This is a genomic window from Pisciglobus halotolerans (genome assembly GCF_900113675.1).
Classification (GTDB): domain Bacteria; phylum Bacillota; class Bacilli; order Lactobacillales; family Carnobacteriaceae; genus Pisciglobus; species Pisciglobus halotolerans.
The window spans coordinates 1-19274 of the sequence record NZ_FOQE01000033.1; the positions used below are offsets into that span (position 1 = coordinate 1).

16 protein-coding genes, 1 tRNA gene and 2 pseudogenes are annotated in these 19274 nt (G+C 39.0%); 8 read left to right on the forward strand and 11 right to left on the reverse strand.

Annotated features, from left to right (window positions below):
* The first annotated feature begins 19 nt into the window (after positions 1–19).
* The gene (locus BM057_RS09285) at positions 20–631 is read left to right on the forward strand and encodes a UPF0236 family transposase-like protein (protein ID WP_081981879.1); all 612 of its coding nucleotides are present in this window, start codon (positions 20–22) and stop codon (positions 629–631) included.
* A 45-nt stretch (positions 632–676) separates the two neighbouring features.
* Positions 677–1054: pseudogene (locus BM057_RS12130) on the forward strand (tyrosine-type recombinase/integrase); the annotation flags it as partial.
* 72 nt (positions 1055–1126) lie between these two features.
* On the opposite strand, the gene BM057_RS09295 reads toward BM057_RS12130, so the two are convergent.
* Positions 1127–1198, reverse strand: a tRNA-Val gene (locus BM057_RS09295).
* Between the two features lie 741 nt (positions 1199–1939).
* On the opposite strand from BM057_RS09295, the gene BM057_RS09300 reads away from it, so the two are divergent.
* Positions 1940–2533 (forward strand): hypothetical protein, encoded by a 594-nt coding sequence (locus BM057_RS09300; protein WP_092093213.1) that lies wholly within the window; start codon positions 1940–1942, stop codon positions 2531–2533.
* Positions 2534–2618: 85 nt separating this feature from the next.
* Here the strand turns inward: BM057_RS09300 and BM057_RS09305 are convergent, their stop codons facing one another.
* Positions 2619–3590 carry a tocopherol cyclase family protein gene (locus BM057_RS09305; RefSeq protein WP_092093216.1) on the reverse strand — a complete coding sequence of 324 codons (972 nt, stop codon included), beginning with the start codon at positions 3588–3590 and terminating at the stop codon, positions 2619–2621.
* A gap of 253 nt (positions 3591–3843) precedes the next feature.
* Between BM057_RS09305 and BM057_RS09310 the strand changes: the two genes are divergently transcribed.
* Positions 3844–5082 (forward strand): YflT domain-containing protein, encoded by a 1239-nt coding sequence (locus BM057_RS09310; RefSeq protein ID WP_177186224.1) that lies wholly within the window; start codon positions 3844–3846, stop codon positions 5080–5082.
* Positions 5083–5514: 432 nt separating this feature from the next.
* Here BM057_RS09310 and BM057_RS09315 read toward each other — a convergent pair whose 3' ends face one another.
* The 3 genes from BM057_RS09315 to BM057_RS09325 form a co-directional block, all read right to left on the reverse strand.
* The gene (locus tag BM057_RS09315) at positions 5515–6990 is read right to left on the reverse strand and encodes a carbon starvation CstA family protein (RefSeq protein WP_092093221.1); all 1476 of its coding nucleotides are present in this window, start codon (positions 6988–6990) and stop codon (positions 5515–5517) included.
* A 154-nt stretch (positions 6991–7144) separates the two neighbouring features.
* Positions 7145–7873 (reverse strand): LytTR family transcriptional regulator DNA-binding domain-containing protein, encoded by a 729-nt coding sequence (locus BM057_RS09320; RefSeq protein WP_092093224.1) that lies wholly within the window; start codon positions 7871–7873, stop codon positions 7145–7147.
* Positions 7870–9621: a sensor histidine kinase gene (locus BM057_RS09325; RefSeq protein WP_092093227.1), complete on the reverse strand. Its 1752-nt coding sequence runs from the start codon at positions 9619–9621 to the stop codon at positions 7870–7872. Before BM057_RS09325 ends, BM057_RS09320 begins: the two co-directional genes overlap by 4 nt.
* Before the next feature lie 220 nt (positions 9622–9841).
* Between BM057_RS09325 and BM057_RS11695 the strand changes: the two genes are divergently transcribed.
* Positions 9842–10015 (forward strand): hypothetical protein, encoded by a 174-nt coding sequence (locus BM057_RS11695; RefSeq protein WP_177186225.1) that lies wholly within the window; start codon positions 9842–9844, stop codon positions 10013–10015.
* A gap of 860 nt (positions 10016–10875) precedes the next feature.
* On the opposite strand, the gene BM057_RS09330 is transcribed toward BM057_RS11695, so the two are convergent.
* The 4 genes from BM057_RS09330 to BM057_RS09345 form a co-directional block, all read right to left on the reverse strand.
* Positions 10876–11847 (reverse strand): metal ABC transporter substrate-binding protein, encoded by a 972-nt coding sequence (locus tag BM057_RS09330; protein WP_047389974.1) that lies wholly within the window; start codon positions 11845–11847, stop codon positions 10876–10878.
* A 179-nt stretch (positions 11848–12026) separates the two neighbouring features.
* Positions 12027–12296 (reverse strand): 30S ribosomal protein S14, encoded by a 270-nt coding sequence (gene rpsN, locus BM057_RS09335; RefSeq protein ID WP_092093230.1) that lies wholly within the window; start codon positions 12294–12296, stop codon positions 12027–12029.
* Between the two features lie 345 nt (positions 12297–12641).
* Positions 12642–12881: a hypothetical protein gene (locus BM057_RS09340; protein ID WP_092093233.1), complete on the reverse strand. Its 240-nt coding sequence runs from the start codon at positions 12879–12881 to the stop codon at positions 12642–12644.
* A 498-nt stretch (positions 12882–13379) separates the two neighbouring features.
* Positions 13380–14282, reverse strand: coding sequence for a YsnF/AvaK domain-containing protein (locus tag BM057_RS09345; RefSeq protein ID WP_092093236.1), 903 nt, complete (start codon positions 14280–14282; stop codon positions 13380–13382).
* A 254-nt stretch (positions 14283–14536) separates the two neighbouring features.
* Here BM057_RS09345 and BM057_RS09350 point away from each other — a divergent pair, with 254 nt between their 5' ends.
* Positions 14537–16087 carry a ClC family H(+)/Cl(-) exchange transporter gene (locus BM057_RS09350; RefSeq protein ID WP_092093239.1) on the forward strand — a complete coding sequence of 517 codons (1551 nt, stop codon included), beginning with the start codon at positions 14537–14539 and terminating at the stop codon, positions 16085–16087.
* Between the two features lie 195 nt (positions 16088–16282).
* On the opposite strand, the gene BM057_RS09355 is transcribed toward BM057_RS09350, so the two are convergent.
* Positions 16283–17191, reverse strand: a complete 909-nt coding sequence (locus BM057_RS09355; RefSeq protein ID WP_143074503.1) for an IS3 family transposase — start codon at positions 17189–17191, stop codon at positions 16283–16285.
* Positions 17188–17508, reverse strand: coding sequence for a transposase (locus BM057_RS09360; RefSeq protein WP_092093251.1), 321 nt, complete (start codon positions 17506–17508; stop codon positions 17188–17190). Before BM057_RS09360 ends, BM057_RS09355 begins: the two co-directional genes overlap by 4 nt.
* Before the next feature lie 130 nt (positions 17509–17638).
* Here BM057_RS09360 and BM057_RS09365 point away from each other — a divergent pair, with 130 nt between their 5' ends.
* Both BM057_RS09365 and BM057_RS09370 read left to right on the forward strand, forming a co-directional pair.
* On the forward strand, positions 17639–18232 hold the full coding sequence (locus BM057_RS09365; RefSeq protein WP_218147465.1) for a family 1 glycosylhydrolase: 594 nt from the start codon (positions 17639–17641) through the stop codon (positions 18230–18232).
* A 418-nt stretch (positions 18233–18650) separates the two neighbouring features.
* A pseudogene (locus tag BM057_RS09370) lies at positions 18651–19016 on the forward strand (metal ABC transporter ATP-binding protein); the annotation flags it as partial.
* Positions 19017–19274: the final 258 nt, after the last annotated feature.

Sequence of the window (19274 nt, forward strand, 5' to 3'; positions counted from 1 at the left end):
AAACGAAAGAAGCCTTCTTATGGATAAAATTATAACAAAATTATATGAAATAATAAAGGAATCAAGCGATTTAATTAGGACAGAGGAGTTGATACAGCTCTATATGTACGATTTATTCGCTGAATTAGTAGGCGATATCTTTTCTCATATCAATCAAGTGATCAAAGAACAAAAACAAAGTGATGGGTGGAAAGTGAAAAGAGAAGACCGGAAAACCGTTGAGCTTATTTTTGGTCCTGTTCGTTACCGTCGTACCCTAATGGTAGATCAAGAGAATCAAAACCATTACCCATTAGACGAATGGTTCGGTATTCGAGATTATCAACGCCATAGTCCGCTCGTAGAAGTCAAAGTGGCAGAACTAGCTAGTAAGTGTACGTACCGCGACACCACTGAATTACTGAAAGAATGGAGGTCCATCATGATTAGTCATCAAACTGTAGGCAGCCTTCTTAAATGCGTTGGAGAGGCACAATCACGCGAAGACGAAGAAAGTATAGTGGAATTAGAAGAAGCAACCGAGCTGCCAGAAGAAAAAAAGTGGACTATAGTCGCTGGATTGATATACGACTGCTTAAATTTTAAAGAAAATACGATCAGCATCAAGCAGACGTGGGACTTTAAAAAATAAACAATTCAAAACAACTAAAACAGACGGCAGCAAACGAACAATAAAAGTCGAATCATCATCATGGCAGATCTACAAACGTTTGTGACAAGACAAAAAGAACGCCAACTATCTAGGATGATTAGAAATCCAAAATATTTAGTGTTCTCTCAATTTGACGGTACACCGCCATCGAATAATGCGGCAAACAAATCACTCTCTCATGCTTGCGAACGTGCAGGCATACAAGTAGTCACATTCCACGCTTTAAGACATACACACGTTTCTATTATATTATACAGAGGCATAGATATTGCATCAGTAGCTAAAAGAGTAGGACATTCGTCACCAACTACCACTATGGAAGTGTACACACACGTCATTCAGGAGCTACAGCATAAGTCTTATCAGATATCGGATAATGTGATTGCTGAATTGTTTTCTTGAATAATAGTGCGACGATTGTGCGATTAAAATTACAAGACGTTGCTATATCAGCATTCTACCTACCAAGTTAGATGATCTGAGAGGGATTCGAACCCCCGACCCCATCCCTGTCAAGGATGTATTCTCCCGCTGAACTATCAGATCGTTTTATTTATATATTGGTTATCCATGTTAGTTGTTGAGCAACCTTCTTAAGTATAAACGATTGCAGAAAATTTTTAAAGCTTTTTTTTGTTACAAAAGGTATTTCTTTGTTCATGCTTTTTTTATTTAATTGTTTTTTCCTTTTTCTAATTTAAGCGCTTTATAACTCTCAATCTCATCAAAGACAAAAAATAGGAAAACAAATGTGCTAAATGTATAAGATAGAAATCCTGTTAAAAAATAGTATTGATTATTCAAAAAATAAGTTAAGTAAAAACCTAATCTAAGTATAATAAAAAGGTTATTCACCTTGAACATGATGTTTTGTTATTCCCTGATTAACATTATTCAATATCTATTGAATATGAGCGCTTACCATACTTTACATCATCACTTTAATAAGTGTCAACGTTGATTTTTTTGTTCTTGAATATTCAATTTTTTAACATTTCATAGGGTTAAGCACCTTCCTCTTCGATTGCTTTTGGTACTAGAAAAGAAAAATAAACGCCTCTGTATTCATGATAAAAATATCTTGAACTAAAAAAATCTTTTAGATTTCATTTTTGAATAAGGTAGGTATCTGTTAAACTAAAAGAGTTTATAGAGTGTTTGCTGAAAGTGGAAAAGTATTTGCTTTGCCTAGACATTTCTTTTCATCTGTAAGAACGAAAATAAGCAACAAAACTGTTCCTTCATTCAGTCAGCAACCTTTTAATAAAAAAACGGAGGTCAATACATATGGAAAAAGATACTGAACAGTCGCCTGCTTCTCTTTCTGCTATCGATGAACAACTTTGTCAGTTGATCAACAAAAGAAAGGCAATGGCATTTTCTGCTGCAAGAACGGATGAAAAAGAACGGACCTATCTAGCCGAAAAGTACCAATTTCAAGAAGCATTTTTAGAAGCATTTTTTGATCTATTAGAAAATGAAGAACACTATACACCTGAAGTTCAACCGCTCCATTTTAAACAGTATCTTCCTGTTCTAAAAGCGGTCGAAAAAGAGCAAGTTTTATATTCTGTGATGTACATCCGTCAATATGAGAATATCAGTGTCGTCCCTCTCAATATCGATTGGACAGCTTCCCCTACATCTCCTGAATTCTTCTTCAACTATGATTTTAAACTAACGATCGAACCTGCTTCTTATCATTGCCGACTAAGCTCAGGAGGCGGTTCAGAATCCACGGCCACCTCTTTCTTTACCGTCGAGCCAGCATTGCCAGAAGATTTAAAAGACATCAAGCTTCATTTTACCGGCTATCCTTTTTCTGTCCAAGGAGAAAAACCAACGGAAGAAAAAATCTCTTTGTCCTTTGATTTAAACTAACTATTTATTTGATAAAACCAGTAGAGCAGCAAGTACTTTTTGCTGCTCTATTCTTGCGACGCTTTAAGTTTTCACTTGTTCTTCTTTAGATGTCATCCACGATCTCGACGCCTGCCATTTTGCCTTTATCTTGAATAGTGACACCCGTTTGTTTATCCAACAGCTGAAACGACACTTCCCCAATCAAGCCTTCTTTGATGCTTTTTTCCATCGTACCATTTTTAGGCGCTATCAATTCGCCTGTATGTGTAGCTTTTGCAAAAATCGTTAAACGTGCTTGTTTATTTTCCAGAACAAATACCAGCTCATTCCCCTTTTGCTCCTCTTTCAGAAGCTTGCTGCGATTGTAAGTAGCAAACCGGTATTCTTGATCATTAACGACCAGATTGCAAATAAATCCCTTAAAAGCTGCAATGTGAAATGGAATATGCGCGACTGAAAAGAACAAGCTCGTTTGCTTGTCTTCAAAGTCGTTGCACTGGATCCAACGATAATCCTTTGGAAAAGATCTGCCCCAATCTTTTTCCACATATCCTTTTCCATTTGTAAAATCGATGCGAGTGTCATTGACCATTAAACTGCCACTTAATGAATGATTCATACTGATGACGCCATGGTAGCATTCCATCTTTGGGATATAAGCAAAAAAGCCCATGATATTCGGCTGCAAAACAGAGGATTCAATGGGTTTGAAAGAACCGTATCCGATTTTTCCTTTGATCGACATCTGCTGATCCTCCAAGTCAACCGATATAAAGGTTTCCGTAAAAATATTGGAGCCGACTTTAACGAGGAACGGCTTTTCCTGGTGCTGGAAAGCTTCGATCGGCTCATCAACATAACCAGTGATGGTTTTCTGCTGCTGATATTCATCTTCATACGTGTAAATGTATTGCACAAAACAGTGAGATTCTTTTTGGCTTAAACTGACACCCGGAATAAAGCAAATGGCTGTTTTTTCATCAGCAGAAACGTGCTTAAAATACCAACCTTCAAAATAAGGTGCTTTTTGTTTTGCTCCTTGAAAAACGATTGGTCTGCGCAACTTATCAAACATATTCCTCTCTCCTATCTAAAATCGCTTTCTTCCACTTCAACTATGCCGGCTCCTTGCAACTGTTGTCAATTTTAAACGCTCTTGCTGCGCTAATTATATTCATTCATTTGCGATAAAAATGCTCTTTTTCGTCTCTATGTGTAAAATCATTAGGTGCAGCCTGTTCTTCTTCAATGCGTTTGCTTTGCTATTTGGAAGCGTTCTTTATAAACTAAAAGTGTATTCATTGATGACGTAAAAGGAGGAAAAGATGATGGGCAAATTTGTAAAAGGAAGTTATGCTACGATCGAAGAAGCTAACCAAGCTATTGATGAGCTTGCCACACAAGGTTACAACAAAGAATTGATCACCTTGGTCACCAATAAAGAAACCAGAGATCAATTGCCGGAATTGAAGAATGTTGGCGTGAATACAGATCATGCTGAGGATGATGAATCGCTTTGGGATAAGATCAAAGACTTTTTCACTGCTGACGATTCAGGATATGAGATTGACGAAGAAGTGCTCGAACCTTACCAAGATGACATCGACAATGGTAAAATCGTTGTACTCGTTGATGATTTTACAACTGAAGAAGGTGCACGCGACTACAAAGACAGCACACCTGACTCGAACATCAGCAATACGACTGAGCCGCCTGTGCCAAATGATACCCTAGGTTCCAAAGATACAGGTACGCCGCCAACTCATCCTTCAAATCGAAACAATTACAACCCGGGGATGTCTGCCGTGCAAGACAGCAGCAACTTGGATATGCCTTCTCCAATAGGCGATAATTTAGGAACTACTGATACGGGTCTTCCACCAATTGGCGGAGGTACTGTTGGAGGGTCTGGTGTTCCCCCTATTCCAGATGATACGGTAGGAACTACTGGCAGCGGCATTCCGCCAGCTTCAGTCAATGCACCAACGACAGATGATACCATAAGCCCGTCTATGCCTGACAATACAATGGGAACCGATGATACAGATGATGCTACTGTTTCAACTGATACAGGCAATACACGTGTACCGCCGCTTACCGAAAATAACGCTGAAGCAAAAAATACAAGTCACTCCAATAGTTTGCCTGACCAAGGCAGAGACTTAGATACAAACGCAACTCCAGATACAGATGCTTCATTAGATGCGGGTAACACAGTAGACTCTGATACAAATACAGATCCGGTCGTCCAAACGTACCGTCCGAATGACAACGATGATGGCTTAGGAGAAGTTGACTTGGATCCAGAGGACAGAATCGGATCAGAAGATTTTGGCCAACCGCCAATGCCAAATGGTGCAGTCGGCAATGATATTACCAATGCGCCGCCTCATAGCGGTGACCGTCCAGGAGCAGCAGATAATGTTCTGCCGCCAACGCCGGATGACACGATAAATCCTGGTAATACCGTTGATCGTTCTATTCCAAACGATACGAACGTGCCGCCAATGCCAAGCGCAGAGGATGAAGAACCAAGAGACCGCAAACACCCAGACGACAATCTATAAAATAATATTAAAGATAGTTTCCCTTAGAGGGCGCAAACAGCTCTTTAAGGGATTTTTTAATACGTAAAAACTCGTCACGGACGAGTTTTTTCCTTTTTATCTTTTAAAAATCATTTGTTAAAAACACTAGATGGTATTGCTTATCGTTCCTACTCAGACTAGTTTTGGCATTTGAGTTGGAATGATAACTGCTTTGCGCTCCTACTCGAATAGGTTTTGATCGATGAGTTGGAACGATAACTGCTTTGCGTTCCTACTCGAAAAGTTTTTCTGCTTAAAAGTCTCTTAGTGTATACTCAAACCTATTTTTGCTTTCGAGTGTGCAATAAACGCTCGCTTATCCCATACTCCAATTATTTCCTTCCTTCAGTATATGCTAAATACAAAAACAGCCTTGTAAGGAGAAACTTTCCTGCAAGGCTGTTTTGATTTTTATTTAGCTGTAGAGGTATTGATTGGGAGCTGGTCATTGATCAAAGCTGAATCAGGTGATAGTGTTTCTTTTTGGTTGACGCCTGATTTCCAGAAAACGCCTAATATACCAAGCGTTAGGAGTAAGCCCACGATATAAGTGACAGTTGTTAGTCCCATTCGGAAACCAATTGGCTCGCTTAAAATATAAACGACACAAGCGTATAAGATAAATGAACCTGGAACCAATGTAACGATATAGTTTTTATTTTTCAAATACAAGTAGCGTGTAGCAACTAGCAGCGCGATGACAGCTGTTACTTGGTTTGCCCAGTTGAAATATCTCCAAAGCATATTGAAGTCAACTTTTGTCAGTACAAATGAAATCACATAAAGTGGAACAGTCACCATTAAAATTTTCTTCAATGTATCTTGTTTAATGTGCAAGTAATCGGCTAGAATCGTCCGCAAACTTCTGAAAGCTGATAGCCCTGAAGAAATTGGCAAGACGATAACGCCTAGAATAGCTAATGTACCGAAGACATTTCCCAAAAGCATAACAGAAACTTGGTTAACAACAGCTGATGGCGTACCAGCGTCGATCATTTGGCTAAGCGTTTGGCCGTCAAATAAAGCCATAGAAGCTGCTGCCCAGATCATTGCGATAATTCCTTCGCTTACCATCATTCCATAGAATGTAAAGCGGCCTTCTCTTTCGTTCGTGCTTGTTCTTGAAACCATTGGTGCTTGTGTTGCGTGGAAACCTGATAAAGCACCACATGAGATCGTAAAGAACAACGCTGGGAAGATTGGTGTACCTTTTGGATGGAAGTTTTGCAAAGTGTTCATCGTCAAGTTAGGCAGTGCATGTCCGCCAGTTAATAAGCTGACTCCGATTGCGATCGTGCTGATGATTAAAATTGCACCAAACCAAGGGTATACTTTTCCCATTGCCTTATCGATCGGCAAAACTGTTGAAATCAGATAATAAACAAAGATCAAAACCGTAATGACACCAATCGTTAGCCAATCCGGCGTAATGCTGGAGATCAAGTTAGCTGGAGATGTCACAAAAACCGTTCCAACCAACATCAAAAGCAGCATTGCAAAGATGTTGACGACATGTTTGACAGGTTTACCTAAGTATTTGCTGGCTAATTCTGGCAAATGTGCTCCATTGTTTCTAAGTGAGATCATCCCCACCATGTAGTCATGGACACCACCGGCAAAAATACAACCGATCACGATCCATAAATAAGCAACTGGACCATACAACGCCCCCATAATTGGTCCAAAGATAGGGCCTGTGCCTGCGATATTCAATAATTCAATAATAGCATTCTTCGATTTCGACATCGGCACAAAATCATACCCGTCTTTTAAAGCTTCAGCGGGCGTTTTTCTATTCGGATCAATTGAAAAGTTTTTTTCAATATAGCGTCCGTAAGTAAAATACCCAACGATCAATAGCACAATACCACCAAGTAATGTGATCATTCTTTTCTTCCTCCTTTTATACTGGATACCCTTTCGTTTATGATTACAGTATATAAAAAATAGGAGAACTTGCGCCGTTTTATAGCTGAGATAACAAAACAGCAGGCTCAAATGCAAGCCTGCTGTACTGAAATTCATCCGTTTCATGAGCGAATCAAGTTAACCCGACCGTTTCTCTAAAAACTTTCATATAAGAACGACTAACGGGAACTTTTAAATGGTTGCTCATCGTCAATTGGTACGTATGATTAAACCAAGGTTGGATCTCGATGATTTCTTTCGTGTTGATCACAAAAGACCGATGCACGCGCAAAAATAATTGCGGGTCCAGCTTTTTTTCCCAGGCATTTAGAGGTTCATGTGTCTTGAATTCCTGTTCTTTTGTATAAATCGTCGTTTCTCCGCTTTCGACGCTAGCAGCAATGATGGCAGCCATCTTAATGATATAAATACGTTCCTCTACTTGGACCGGCAAAGTCTCAACTCTTGCTTTTTTAGGTTCATCTCCTAGCAAACCCTCTTTTTGAAACTGGTCAAAAGCTTTTTTGACCGCTTGTTGAACACGAGAAAATTCGAAAGGTTTCAAGACATAATCAACCGCATTTAATTCAAATGCTTTGACCGCATATTCATCATAAGCTGTTGCAAATATAATCATCGGCGGTTTTTTCAATGTAGCCAACTTATCTGCTAACGTCAACCCGCTCTCATTAGTCAAATGGATATCTAAAAAAATCAAATCAACTGTATAGTCGATCAAATTTGCCAGCGCTTCTTCAATAGAATCAGCTTCTTTGATTTCACTTACTTCTTCACATTGGTCTAATAAATAAGACAACTCGTTTCTTGCCAACGGCTCATCGTCTACAACGAGTACATTCATTGATGATTCCCCTCTTTCTGGTAAGCGATCATACACGAGACAGTGGTTCCTGTTTCGGATGTCTCAAAATGCAGTCTTGCTTCCTCGCCAAACAAACTAATGAGTCGGCGATTTAAATTCTCTAGGGCTGATCCTGTGCCTTTAGCTGAATCCACCACTTCTTTTCCAAGCTTTTGCAATCTCTCCGGTTCAATACCGCTGCCGTTATCGGTTACGCGAATACCGACACCCTTTGCTTCTGATTGGATATCGACCCATACTTTATTGCCTGTTTTTCTATTAGAAAAGGCATGTTTGACGGCATTCTCAACTAAAATCTGGACTAAAAAAGGCGGGACGAGTTTTTCGCTCAAAGCTGGATCACAGTTGATCGTTACTTCATATCGATTTGGGAAACGTGCCTGCTCTAGCTCCAGATAAGCCTCTACCTGTTGCAATTCTTTTGTTAACGGGATCAAGTTGGTCCTTGCCCCTTGCAAATTGGATCGGAAAAAATTGCTCAGTTGATTCAACAATTTGCGTGCTTTTTCGCTGTCTATTCGGATCAAAGCAGAAATGGTATTCATCGCATTGAAAAAGAAATGTGGATTAACTTGTGCTTGCAATGACTTGATCTCTGCATCTTGCAGCAATTTGCTCTGCAGCTCGATCTCTCCCAACTCGATCTGGTTAGAAAAAATCTCTCCCAAGCCTTCTGCCAGCTGACGTTCGACAAAGGTCAACTTGGTCGCATCCGTAAAGTAAAGTTTCAGTGTACCGATCGTTTGCTGTTTGACTTTCAAAGGAATGACGACCGCTGCTTCCAAAGGACAATCAGGATGGTTACAGCCGATTTCTTTCCGCGAATGGGCTTCTCTGATCTCCTCTGATTGCAAGACAGACTTAGATAAATCTGTCAAGATTTCTTGTGACGGAACATGATGGTCACTAGCTGCTCCGACATGCGCCAAGATTCTTTCTTGATTGGTGATGCTAACCGCTGAGACTTTCATAAAATGCTGAATGACTTTTGCTGCTGCCGTACAGGACTCTTCATTTAGCCCCAAACGAAAATAAGGCAGCGTTTTATTCGCCAGCTGTAAAACATCGTGCGTCTGTACAGCTTTGGTTTGTTCTTCCTGCCGCAGTGTCGATAAAATAATCGACAAAAAAATCGCTGTTCCGATGCTATTGGTCAAAATCATCGGTAACGCAATGAACTTGACTAGCGACCAAGAACTGGCCAACGTGTCTCCAAAAAACAAGATGCACAGCATTTGAATGACTTCCATCAAAATGCCAATGATCATCCCTTCCTTCACACTTGGATAGGCATTCTTTTTCATCGTTTTCCATCCATAAAGCCCTGAAAATAAACCAATCAGTAAAGAGGAGATCACGTAACTCAGTGTTTTGCCGCCTTGCAAGAAACGAATAACCGCTGAAATGATCCCCACAGTTGTACCAACGAAAGGTCCGCCAATCAACCCAGAAACACCAATGGTCAAAACACGCGTGTTCGCCAGCGAAGATCCTTCAGATAACTTCGTAAAAAGCTGATTTAAAATAATACGATCCCGATTGATTTCCACACCTGTGAAATTTGAAATAATGGCAAAAATACCAAAAACAATCACCAACTGTACTTTTGTGCTGAAAATTTGACGTTTGCCTAGCAGATTTTTGAAATAAGAAATATTCATCAACAAATAAGCTAGTAAAATGATCAAGCCGCCACGTTCCAGCATTAGAATAAACAAAGACAACATGCTTTTTTCCTCCTATTACTTTTAGTGTACACCATTCAAAACAAAAATGTGAAAAAATACATAAGGAAAAATGACCTTTGTAAAAAAAGCAATCTAAACGTTTTCTAATCAATATTTGCTTTGCCCTTCTCTATTTAATTATGATAAGCTAAACAGGCAATATGCGAGCAGCATTGGAACAACCAATCATGCTTAACTTATGAAAAAGGAAAGAGCAAATATGAAAAAAAGAACGCCCTTAAGAATGTTGATTTTAGTGATTTTTTTGATCGTGATGTACCTGATTTTAAATACTTTTTTAGACGCACGGATAGCCGTCAAAGTTCTGCTGACAGTCGGGATTGTTTTTCTCGGTGAACAAACTTTTGATATTGTCATGCAAAGAAGAAAGTAAAGACTCGTTGCGACGAGTCTTTTCCTTTTTATCTTTAAATTGTCAAATTCCTGCTTTGTTGGTTAAGAACCTCTGCTGAAAATGTTATGAATTTCCAACTCAAACTTATTGCTGCTCTCGAGTATGCAATAAACGGATCTTTATCCCATACTCAAACCTGTTTCTGCTTCCGAGTGTGCAATAAGCGTGCTTTTATCGCACACTCAAACCTGTTTCTACTCCTGAGTGTGCAATAAACGTGCTTTTATCACATACTCAAACCTATTCTTGCTTCTGAGTGTGTAATAAACGAGTCTTTATCCCATACTCAAACCTGTTTCTGCTTCCGAGTGTGCAATAAGCGTGCTTTTATCGCACACTCAAACCTGTTTCTACTCCTGAGTGTGCAATAAACGTGCTTTTATCACATACTCAAACCTATTCTTGCTTCTGAGTGTGTAATAAACGAGTCTTTATCCCATACTCAAACCTGTTTCTACTCCCGAGTGTGCAATAAGCGTGCTTTTATCACATACTCAAACTTGTTGCTGCTCTCGAGTGTGCAATAAACGGATCTTTATCCCATACTCAAACCTATTTTTGCTTCCGAGTGTGCAATAAGCGTGCTTTTATCGCACACTCAAACCTATTTTTGCTTCTGAGTGTGCAATAAACGGGTCTTTATCCCATACTCAAACCTATTTTTGCTTCCGAGTGTGCAATAAACGTGCTTTTATCACACGGTCAAATCTATTTCCGCTTGTAAACGGAAATGAAACTTAGCTAGCATCCAATTTTCATGCGCTTTGACTCGTGACTGTGTATCAAAAATAGTCCTAAAATAAAAAAACGGCTGCTTGGCCGTTTTTTCATTGCTGCTTTTAATGAATACTTTTTTTAAGGGCTTCAAGATTCTGTTCCATAACTTTGATATAATCTACACCGGCTTTTTGGTCAGCTTCGGAAACTCCTTCGATCGGACTTAGCGTTTCCAGTTCTAAGCCTGTTTCATTTGCCAACGTTTTTGATGTAGCAGAGGAAGCACTGTCCTCATAGTAAATGTAATGAATATCATTTTCTTTAACAAATCCAGCTAATTCAGCTAATATGGAAGGACTTGGCTCTATTTCAGGCGAGAGACCTGCTATGGCAATTTGCGTCAAATCATATCGTTTCGCTAAATAAGCAAAAGCAGCGTGTTGGGTCACAAATATCCGTTTGTCTGCCCCAGCAAAAGCTTCTTGGAATTTATGATCTAACTGGCTCAATTGCTCCTTATAATGTTGCGCGTTCACTTGATAATCTTCAGCATGCGCTGGGTCTGCCTTTGAAAGTCCAGCCTCTATGTTATCTGTTTCTTGCTGAGCCAAAACAGGATCCAGCCATACATGAGGGTCGACAGTGTGGGTATGTCCTACCTCTGCTTCATGACCGATCTCAGCAGAATCTTCTTCGCTTTGAATCAAATCGATTCCCTCGCTTGCATTTACGACCGTTACTTTGTCTGTATCAATGGCCTTCAACACGCTAGGCACCCATGTTTCCATCTCTTCGCTGTTATAGATGAATACGTCCGCTTCTTCGATCTGCGCGATCATCTTAGCGCTTGGTTCAAAGTCATGCGGCTCAGTTCCAGCTGGAATCAGCATAGAAACGTTTGCCTGTTCTTGCGCTACATTGCGAGCAAAATCGTACATGGGATAAAAAGTGGTCACAACTTGAAGAGCTGCTTCTTGATCTTTCTCCTTTGAAGTCAAATCTGTTGTTTTTGATGTATCTTTTGAAAGACTGCATCCACTGATTACAGCAACCGCAGCAATTAAAAATACAATCAAACGAATATTCTTTTGCATCATTGTTTTCTCCTATTTGTATGTTTTCACATGATTTCTCGTCTTTGCTATGTAGGAAGGCCTTCTTATTGCAAAGATAAAAAAAACCTTCTTCATTAACTGATCAATATAAAATCAAATCTTATTTAATACTCATTGCAGAATAAGCGGCACAGCTATTTTTATTCCTTCAGCAATGTCTACCAGCTGGCTTTTTTCACACCAGGAATTTTTCCTTCATGAGCCAACTCGCGAAAGTGAATACGAGATACGCCAAATTTTCTCATATAACCGCGGGGACGGCCATCAATGGCATCTCTATTGCGCAAACGAGTAGGACTGGCATTTTTTGGAAGTTTTGCCAACGCTTGATAATCGCCTGTTGCTTTTAACTCCTGACGCAACGCTGCGTACTTTGCAATCGTTTCTCTTTGCTTTTCAGCTTTTATTATTTTTGATTTTTTTGCCAAATTTTTTCTCCTTTTCAAATCGTAATAGTTACGTTTTGCGAGACTGCTTATTTAAATTAGCACGTTTTTTTTTCTTTGTCAATCCTTAATTTCCAGCACTCTTTGGTCACTCAGTCATTTGTCTTCTCCAACTCTTCTAGGAATAAATAGCTGCTTTTTTGCTCCAACTTAGCTTTCGTCCAAGAAGAGTGATAACCAAATGGCTGCCTTTTTACGCTTACTTATTCCTAAGCTGACAGGAACTAATGGCTTCTCGCCTTCTTTACTAGCCGTTCCTAATGACACACTAAAAAAGTGACGTTCCAGCAAATTGCACGCCGGTTCGTCACTTTCGGGAATGATGATCTAGTACAATGAAATCTCGTGAAGGACCGTTCTCTTGTCCCCTTCACGTGCTATAAATTGAATCGTATGAATTTCCATTTTAGCTAAATCTTCAAATGCCAACTGATGCTTTCGCAGTACTTTCTCAATAGGATAATCGATTTCGCCATCCGCATTGATCAAAAAATCTTCTTCTGCTACAGCCAAAGTATGGTCTTTCTCTTTTCCTTTTAACACATACTGATACGTTTTCTCTGTCATCTTGTTGTTCCGCCTTTTGTTAGATTAAAAAAGTCCTTTTCATTGAACAAGTTTTTTGACTCATCACTTGCCTGTCATGCCTCTTTTTGCATTTTCCAAAGTCCTTTCTTTGTCTGTTAGCGTTGAACAAAATCTGTTTTCTAAAACAAATCATAAGCAATTGTTATACCGAAGTCAATCTCTTTGCAATAAAGAACATCACTTCTGACTCAGCCTTCTTCATCACTTTAACATTTTTCGAAAAAGTCTTTCTCTTCAAAACCTAGCTGATTTAAGTGATAAGTCGTTCACAGGATAGATTTATGACAATCAGAATCTCTCAAGCCATTCTTATCAAGAATGGAAAATAGGCATAGAAAAGAAGGTCGCTTTCTCTTATAACACAAAGAGAAAGCGACCTTCTTTTTTGTACAAAACTGAGACAAGCCCAGCCTTTTTTTATTTTTCAGCAAACTTTTCTTCAGTTGCTCAAGTTGATTTGCCTAAAGCTGTTGAATCTTATGGGCGACGAGTTGTGTCGTCATCGTTGTCTTCGACGTGAACATCTCCAGAAGTTTCAACATCCAAGTCTTCTTTACGGACTTGTTCAGAAACTTTTTTAACATCTTGTTTCTTGTCTTTGCTGATGTTAACTTCTTCTGTAACAACTGGACGTTTCGTTACTTCGATTTGTTCTTCTTTGACTGGGATCGTGATGTCTTCTTCTTCCATGTCAAGATTGCCTTCTACTGGTTCGCCATCTTTTACAGGGCGTCTTTCTACTGTTACTTCTTCGTGTTCTACAGGAACTTCAACTGTTTCTGTGTCAGTTTTCACTTCTTTTTTGACATGCAGTTCGCCTGTTTGTACTTCATTTTTATCAACATTCAAGCGTTCTTCTTGTAGACGAATTTTTTCTTGATCTTGATCATTTATTGTGCGATCAGTGCGGTCCATTGTAGTATCTTTCAGACCGTCTGTTTGAACGTTAGCGTCTGTACGGTTGTCCATGCCAACTTCTGTGTTCACACCAGCGGTTTCATTTATGCCAGTATCAGTCGTTGTTCCAGCAGTACCATCCATGTCATCAACTAGCAAGATAACGTACCCATTATTGATATCATCTTTGTAAGGACTTAAAACATCTTCGTCGGCATTGTAGCCAGGGTCATTTTGATTTGCTTCATCATACGTGTCTGTTGTAAAAACGTCTTTCACTTTGTCCCACCAAGACTCGTTGTCACTATCTTCAGCATGGTCCGTATTTACGGCAACATCCATTGTTCCTGACATTGTGTCATAGGTGTCTTGATTTGTTACAAGTGTGATCATATCTTTCCGGTAACCTTGTGCGACTAATTCATCTACGGCTCTTTCGGCTTCACCTACAGTTGCATAACTACCTTTTACAAATTTACCCATTGTTTTTCCTCCTTAATTTTTTGGCTTCTTCAACCTAATGCCATTATACCTAGAAAGGAGTTGATAAACAAAAATAATGCTTGCCTTATTTTTCAATGATTCATGATTTAAAGCACGATATTTGTTTTCATTTCAGCTTTTTTCCCTTTTGCCCTTCATTTTTCTCAAAAAAGTTGTAAAATAAATATGGACGCCTTATCTATGATTGATAATAAATAGATAAGATTGTATGAAAAAGGAAGTTGGAGTTAGAAATGAAGCAACAAAAGATGTCATTCATTGACGATCGTTTTCGCTATATTGGTAAAGGAATCTTAACCGGATTGATCGCGGGAATCGTCGTCAGTTCTTTTCGTATTGGGATTCAAAAAATCTTAAATCTCGTTATCCGCCTCTATCACTTTTCCCACACAGAACCTCAATGGCTGATATTATGGGCTGTTTTTTCTGTCATGATTGCCGTGATCATTGGTTCGCTTGTAAAAAGCGAGCCAAACATCAAAGGAAGCGGCATCCCTCAAGTCGAAGGCCAAGTGCAAGGAGTTATCCAAACAAATTGGCGTTCCGTTCTCTGGAGAAAATTTATAGGCGGTTTATTGGCAAATGGTTCAGGCCTGTTCCTTGGTCGAGAAGGTCCTTCTATTCAATTAGGATCAGCAATTGGACAAGGTGTCAGCGAATGGACAAAAGGCGATGAAGTAGAAGAATCTGTGCTGCTGTCAAGCGGTGCCGGTGCTGGTTTGGCTGCAGCTTTCAATGCCCCTATTGCCGGGTTAATGTTTGTTCTAGAAGAAGTTCATCATAATTTTTCTCCTCTAGTCGCCATCACGACATTTGCAGCAACGGTTTCTTCAAATTTCGTGGCGTTAAACATCTTTGGATTAACACCTGTTTTAGATATCGGTTCATTGATCATCTTTCCATTGAGGTATTACAACTGGGTCGTGTTGTTGGGAATCTTCTTAGGATTCAGCGGATGGTTTTTCAGTAAAACCTTGCTGGCTCTTCCTGGTTTATACGCCAAAGTTCCTTTGATCCCTAAAAGATATAACGTGGTGATTCCTTTGCTGCTGATTATCCCCATCGGCTACTTTCTGCCTGAAATGATTGGCGGCGGCAGCAGTATCGTGACAAACTTAGAAAACTGGCAATTTCCTTTAGGTCTATTGGCAGCCCTATTCGTCTTGCGTTTTGTTTTCTTTATGGTTTCTTATGGTTCAAACGTTCCAGGCGGTATCTTTCTTCCTATTTTGTCTCTCGGCGGAATCCTCGGCTGCTTTATCGGTCAAATTGCCATTACTTATTTTGGTGTAGAGCAAATCTTTTTTACGCATTTTATTATTTTTGCTATGGCCGGCTATTTCACCTCGATTGGAAAGGCGCCTTTGACAGCTATTTTGCTTGTAACGGAGATGGTTGGCGGTCTAAACCAATTGATGCCGCTTGCCATTGTTTCACTTGTTTCTTATGTCACCTCTGATCTTCTGAATGTAAAACCTATTTATGAGCAGCTGCTGGATAGACTGATTGCCAGCAACCATGGCAAACGTATTGGCAAACGTTTCTCTTTTGTATTGCCAGTAGTTCCGGGCAGTGCTTTTACCGGTAAAGCTATCAGAGATATCAACTGGCCTGAAGACATTTTGATCACTGGTGTGCGCCGAGGACAAGACACGATTATTCCGTGTGGTAAAACGATGATCCGTACAGGCGATCACCTCATTCTTTCAACAGATAAAGGATTGGCAAAAGAAGTTCACGAACAGCTGAATCGATTAAATACAAATACAATCGGCTCAACCTAAAAAAACCCTGCAGTAAGCTGAAACCTTACTGCAGGGTTTTTAATGACCAACTCGAGAGTCACATGGTGTTTGAGTTGGTAAACAATAAGCTTTAATGGAATTATGTCAAGAAAATGGACATTTTTTTGAAAAATATAAAGAAAAAGTCAAAATCAAAGAGCATTATCAACCTAGGAAAAAACAACAAGAACATGCTCAAATTTCTTGAAAAATAGTCGGATGCAATGGATGCATCTCCTCTTGGCGGCAGTGTTCAAACTCATTAGGCGATAAATAATTATTTTTTGAATGGCGTCGTTTTTCATTGTAAAAGACAGAGATATACCAGTTCACGGTTTGGACCGCTTCTTCTCTCGTCAAAAATTTTCGGCGATAAACCAATTCTTTTTTTAGGGTCGCAAAGAAGGATTCTATACAAGCATTATCATACGGATTGCCTTTGCGGCTCATACTTCCTAAAGCACCTATTTCCTCCAACTTATCTCGGTAGTTGTGGGAAGCATATTGACTTCCACGGTCTGAATGATGGATCAGTCCTTTTTCTGGCTGCCGCAAGTTGATCGCCATATCGAGAGCTTCAAGAGCCAATTCTTTTTTCATATGATCACCAGTTTGCCATCCAACAATTTTACGTGAGTATAAGTCTAAAACAGCAGCCAGATACACCCAACCTTCTCCATTCCAGATATATGTTATATCTGATACCCAGACTTCATTTGGTTGTTTCGTTTCGAACTTTTGTTTAAGAAGGTTTTCAAAAATGGGTTGTTCATGATCGGAATCGGTTGTGACCACGAAAGACTCAAGAGGAGTGGCATACAAGTTCATTTCTCGCATATAGCGACCAACCGTCTTTTCAGAAACGATATAGCCAGCAGCTAATAGATCTTTATGAATCCGAGGAGCGCCATATGTCCCTAAACTTTCATGGAAAAATTTAGTGATTTTTTGTTTTAGTTCCTCCCTGTACAATTGGCGCTTTGTTGGTTCTTTCTGCTTTTCAGCTATCCAATTGTAGTATCCGCTTCTTGATACGTTCAGTACTTCGCACATCCTCACTACCGAGAATTCATTTTGGTGATTTTCGATAAATTGAAACTTTATTCCTGGTTTTGCGTGAAGACATGCATCGCTTTTTTTAAGATGGCGTTCTCCTCTTGAAGACGGGCTACTTCTTTTTCCTGCTGTTTTATTTCTTTTTCATAGTCAGAAGGTGTTTTGTAAACAGGAATGGTTGACGTGCCGCGTTTCTTTTGTGATGTTTGACGCCACTTCTCTTGGTTTCGATAGGAACGCACCCACTTTTCTAAGGTGCTGTAAGAAATATCGAGTTCTCTAGAAAGTTCTGCTATTTTACGATTTTCTTCAACAACTAATCGACAGACATACTTTTTGTATTCTGAATCATAATGTTTTGGCATCTTGAACACAACCTTTCTCTTATTAGATCTATTATATCGGAAAAGTACGTCTTTATCTCTGTCTAGTATTTAGACTACATCTACAATTTGTGGACATGTGTCTGTTAGAGGTCATTACCCGAATTACGATTTGAAAGAATGGGAAGCAAATGGTATACAAGTAAAAATGACTGATGAAGATCTTATCGATTTAAAAGAAGGAACCGTTGACTTTATCGGCATTAGTTATTATGTCTCTCATGTAATAGACAGTACTAAGAAAGAAGATAAAACAGGTGCTGGTTTTATTGGGAGTACACCTAATCCCAACCTTATAACAACAGATTGGGAGTGGCCCATTGATCCCGTAGGGTTGAGATACACGTTGAATACACTCTATGAACAATATGAGCGACCAATTTTTATAGTTGAAAATGGGTTTGGTGCAGTAGATGATAAATCAAAAGCCGTTATTCAAGAAAATGACCGAATCGATTATTTATCAGACCACATTCGTGAAATGAAAAAAGTCATCGAACTCGATGGTGTAGATATAATTGGTTATACCGTTTGGGGATGCATTGATGTAGTATCATTTACAACAGGTGAAATGAAAAAACGTTATGGATTAATTTACGTGGATAAAGATGATGAGGGGTGTGGAACACTTGAGCGTAGAAAGAAAAAATCATTCACTTGGTATCAACGAGTAATTGCGAGTAATGGGACAGAATTAGGTAACTAGTAATAATTAGTCAAAGAGTGGAATAAATTTTTGACTAATCGTTGTATAGTCAAAGTATAAGGACATCATATCGCGATCTGTTACTACACAGATCGTTTTTTTATTTTAGAAATTATTATAACTCTACAAGATAGAGATCAAGGTTCTAAATAGCAGTACAAAGGAGTCAATGGGACCTCAGCGTCCGCTCCTCTCTTTGTTAAACAAAAAAACTCACTCTTTGGGCCAGGGTGAGTGCAAGAACTAAGAAATATTTTAAGCAGTTTCAGTGTGTTTTTCGAGATGGTACTAGTTAGGATATGGCGATAAATGTAGTTCGATAAAGCTTAACTAAAAATAAGGCTTGCCAAAAAATTATATTGGGTTATCCTTAAAAATATAAATTTCTATTATTTACAATTCGAAAGAAGGTTTTTTTGTGTTAACAATTCATAATCTATCGGTCGCCTATGGTGATTTTCCCGTATTCAATGAATTATCTGTACATTTTAATTCAGGTAAAATTACAGGGGTTATTGGCCCAAACGGAGCGGGAAAACCAACACTAATTAAAGCAATATTAGGACTTGTAAAAGCAAAAAAAGGAAGTTGTAATTACAATGGTAAAAATATTAAAGAAGTTCAAAAAAAAATTGCTTATGTAGAACAACGGAAAGATTTGGACCTTACCTTCCCTATTAATGTGTATGAATTAGTGTTGACAGGAAGTTATGGAGAACTAGGTTTATTTAAAACGCCTCGAGATAATGAAAGAAGAGCTTGTGAGGATGCAATAAAAAAAGTAAATAATGTCTACTGAATAATAAACTATGCTTATTCTGCTGCCTTTTACAACTAATGATTGATATAATAGATGCAAGGGTTTTTATAGGATGTCGAACAAAACCTGGCACTTTTACTGAAATGAGGACAGAAACGTGTATAAATCACAACCGTATTCACAAATCGGTATGTGTCAAGTTTTTCTCGGGCATCCTTTTACTAAGCTAGTTTAGGCTTTCTATTTTTGTACACTCATCAGCTACCGCACGGCTCTGCCGTT

What these genes read in the sequence shown, in the direction of transcription:
- BM057_RS09285 (WP_081981879.1), top strand. Translation starts at nt 20, where the DNA reads ATGGATAAAATTATAACAAAATTATATGAAATAATAAAGGAATCAAGC.
- BM057_RS09300 (WP_092093213.1), top strand. Translation starts at nt 1,940, where the DNA reads ATGGAAAAAGATACTGAACAGTCGCCTGCTTCTCTTTCTGCTATCGAT.
- BM057_RS09305 (WP_092093216.1), bottom strand. Translation starts at nt 3,590, where the DNA reads ATGTTTGATAAGTTGCGCAGACCAATCGTTTTTCAAGGAGCAAAACAA.
- BM057_RS09310 (WP_177186224.1), top strand. Translation starts at nt 3,844, where the DNA reads ATGGGCAAATTTGTAAAAGGAAGTTATGCTACGATCGAAGAAGCTAAC.
- BM057_RS09315 (WP_092093221.1), bottom strand. Translation starts at nt 6,990, where the DNA reads ATGATCACATTACTTGGTGGTATTGTGCTATTGATCGTTGGGTATTTT.
- BM057_RS09320 (WP_092093224.1), bottom strand. Translation starts at nt 7,873, where the DNA reads ATGAATGTACTCGTTGTAGACGATGAGCCGTTGGCAAGAAACGAGTTG.
- BM057_RS09325 (WP_092093227.1), bottom strand. Translation starts at nt 9,621, where the DNA reads ATGTTGTCTTTGTTTATTCTAATGCTGGAACGTGGCGGCTTGATCATT.
- BM057_RS11695 (WP_177186225.1), top strand. Translation starts at nt 9,842, where the DNA reads ATGAAAAAAAGAACGCCCTTAAGAATGTTGATTTTAGTGATTTTTTTG.
- BM057_RS09330 (WP_047389974.1), bottom strand. Translation starts at nt 11,847, where the DNA reads ATGCAAAAGAATATTCGTTTGATTGTATTTTTAATTGCTGCGGTTGCT.
- BM057_RS09340 (WP_092093233.1), bottom strand. Translation starts at nt 12,881, where the DNA reads ATGACAGAGAAAACGTATCAGTATGTGTTAAAAGGAAAAGAGAAAGAC.
- BM057_RS09345 (WP_092093236.1), bottom strand. Translation starts at nt 14,282, where the DNA reads ATGGGTAAATTTGTAAAAGGTAGTTATGCAACTGTAGGTGAAGCCGAA.
- BM057_RS09350 (WP_092093239.1), top strand. Translation starts at nt 14,537, where the DNA reads ATGAAGCAACAAAAGATGTCATTCATTGACGATCGTTTTCGCTATATT.
- BM057_RS09360 (WP_092093251.1), bottom strand. Translation starts at nt 17,508, where the DNA reads ATGCCAAAACATTATGATTCAGAATACAAAAAGTATGTCTGTCGATTA.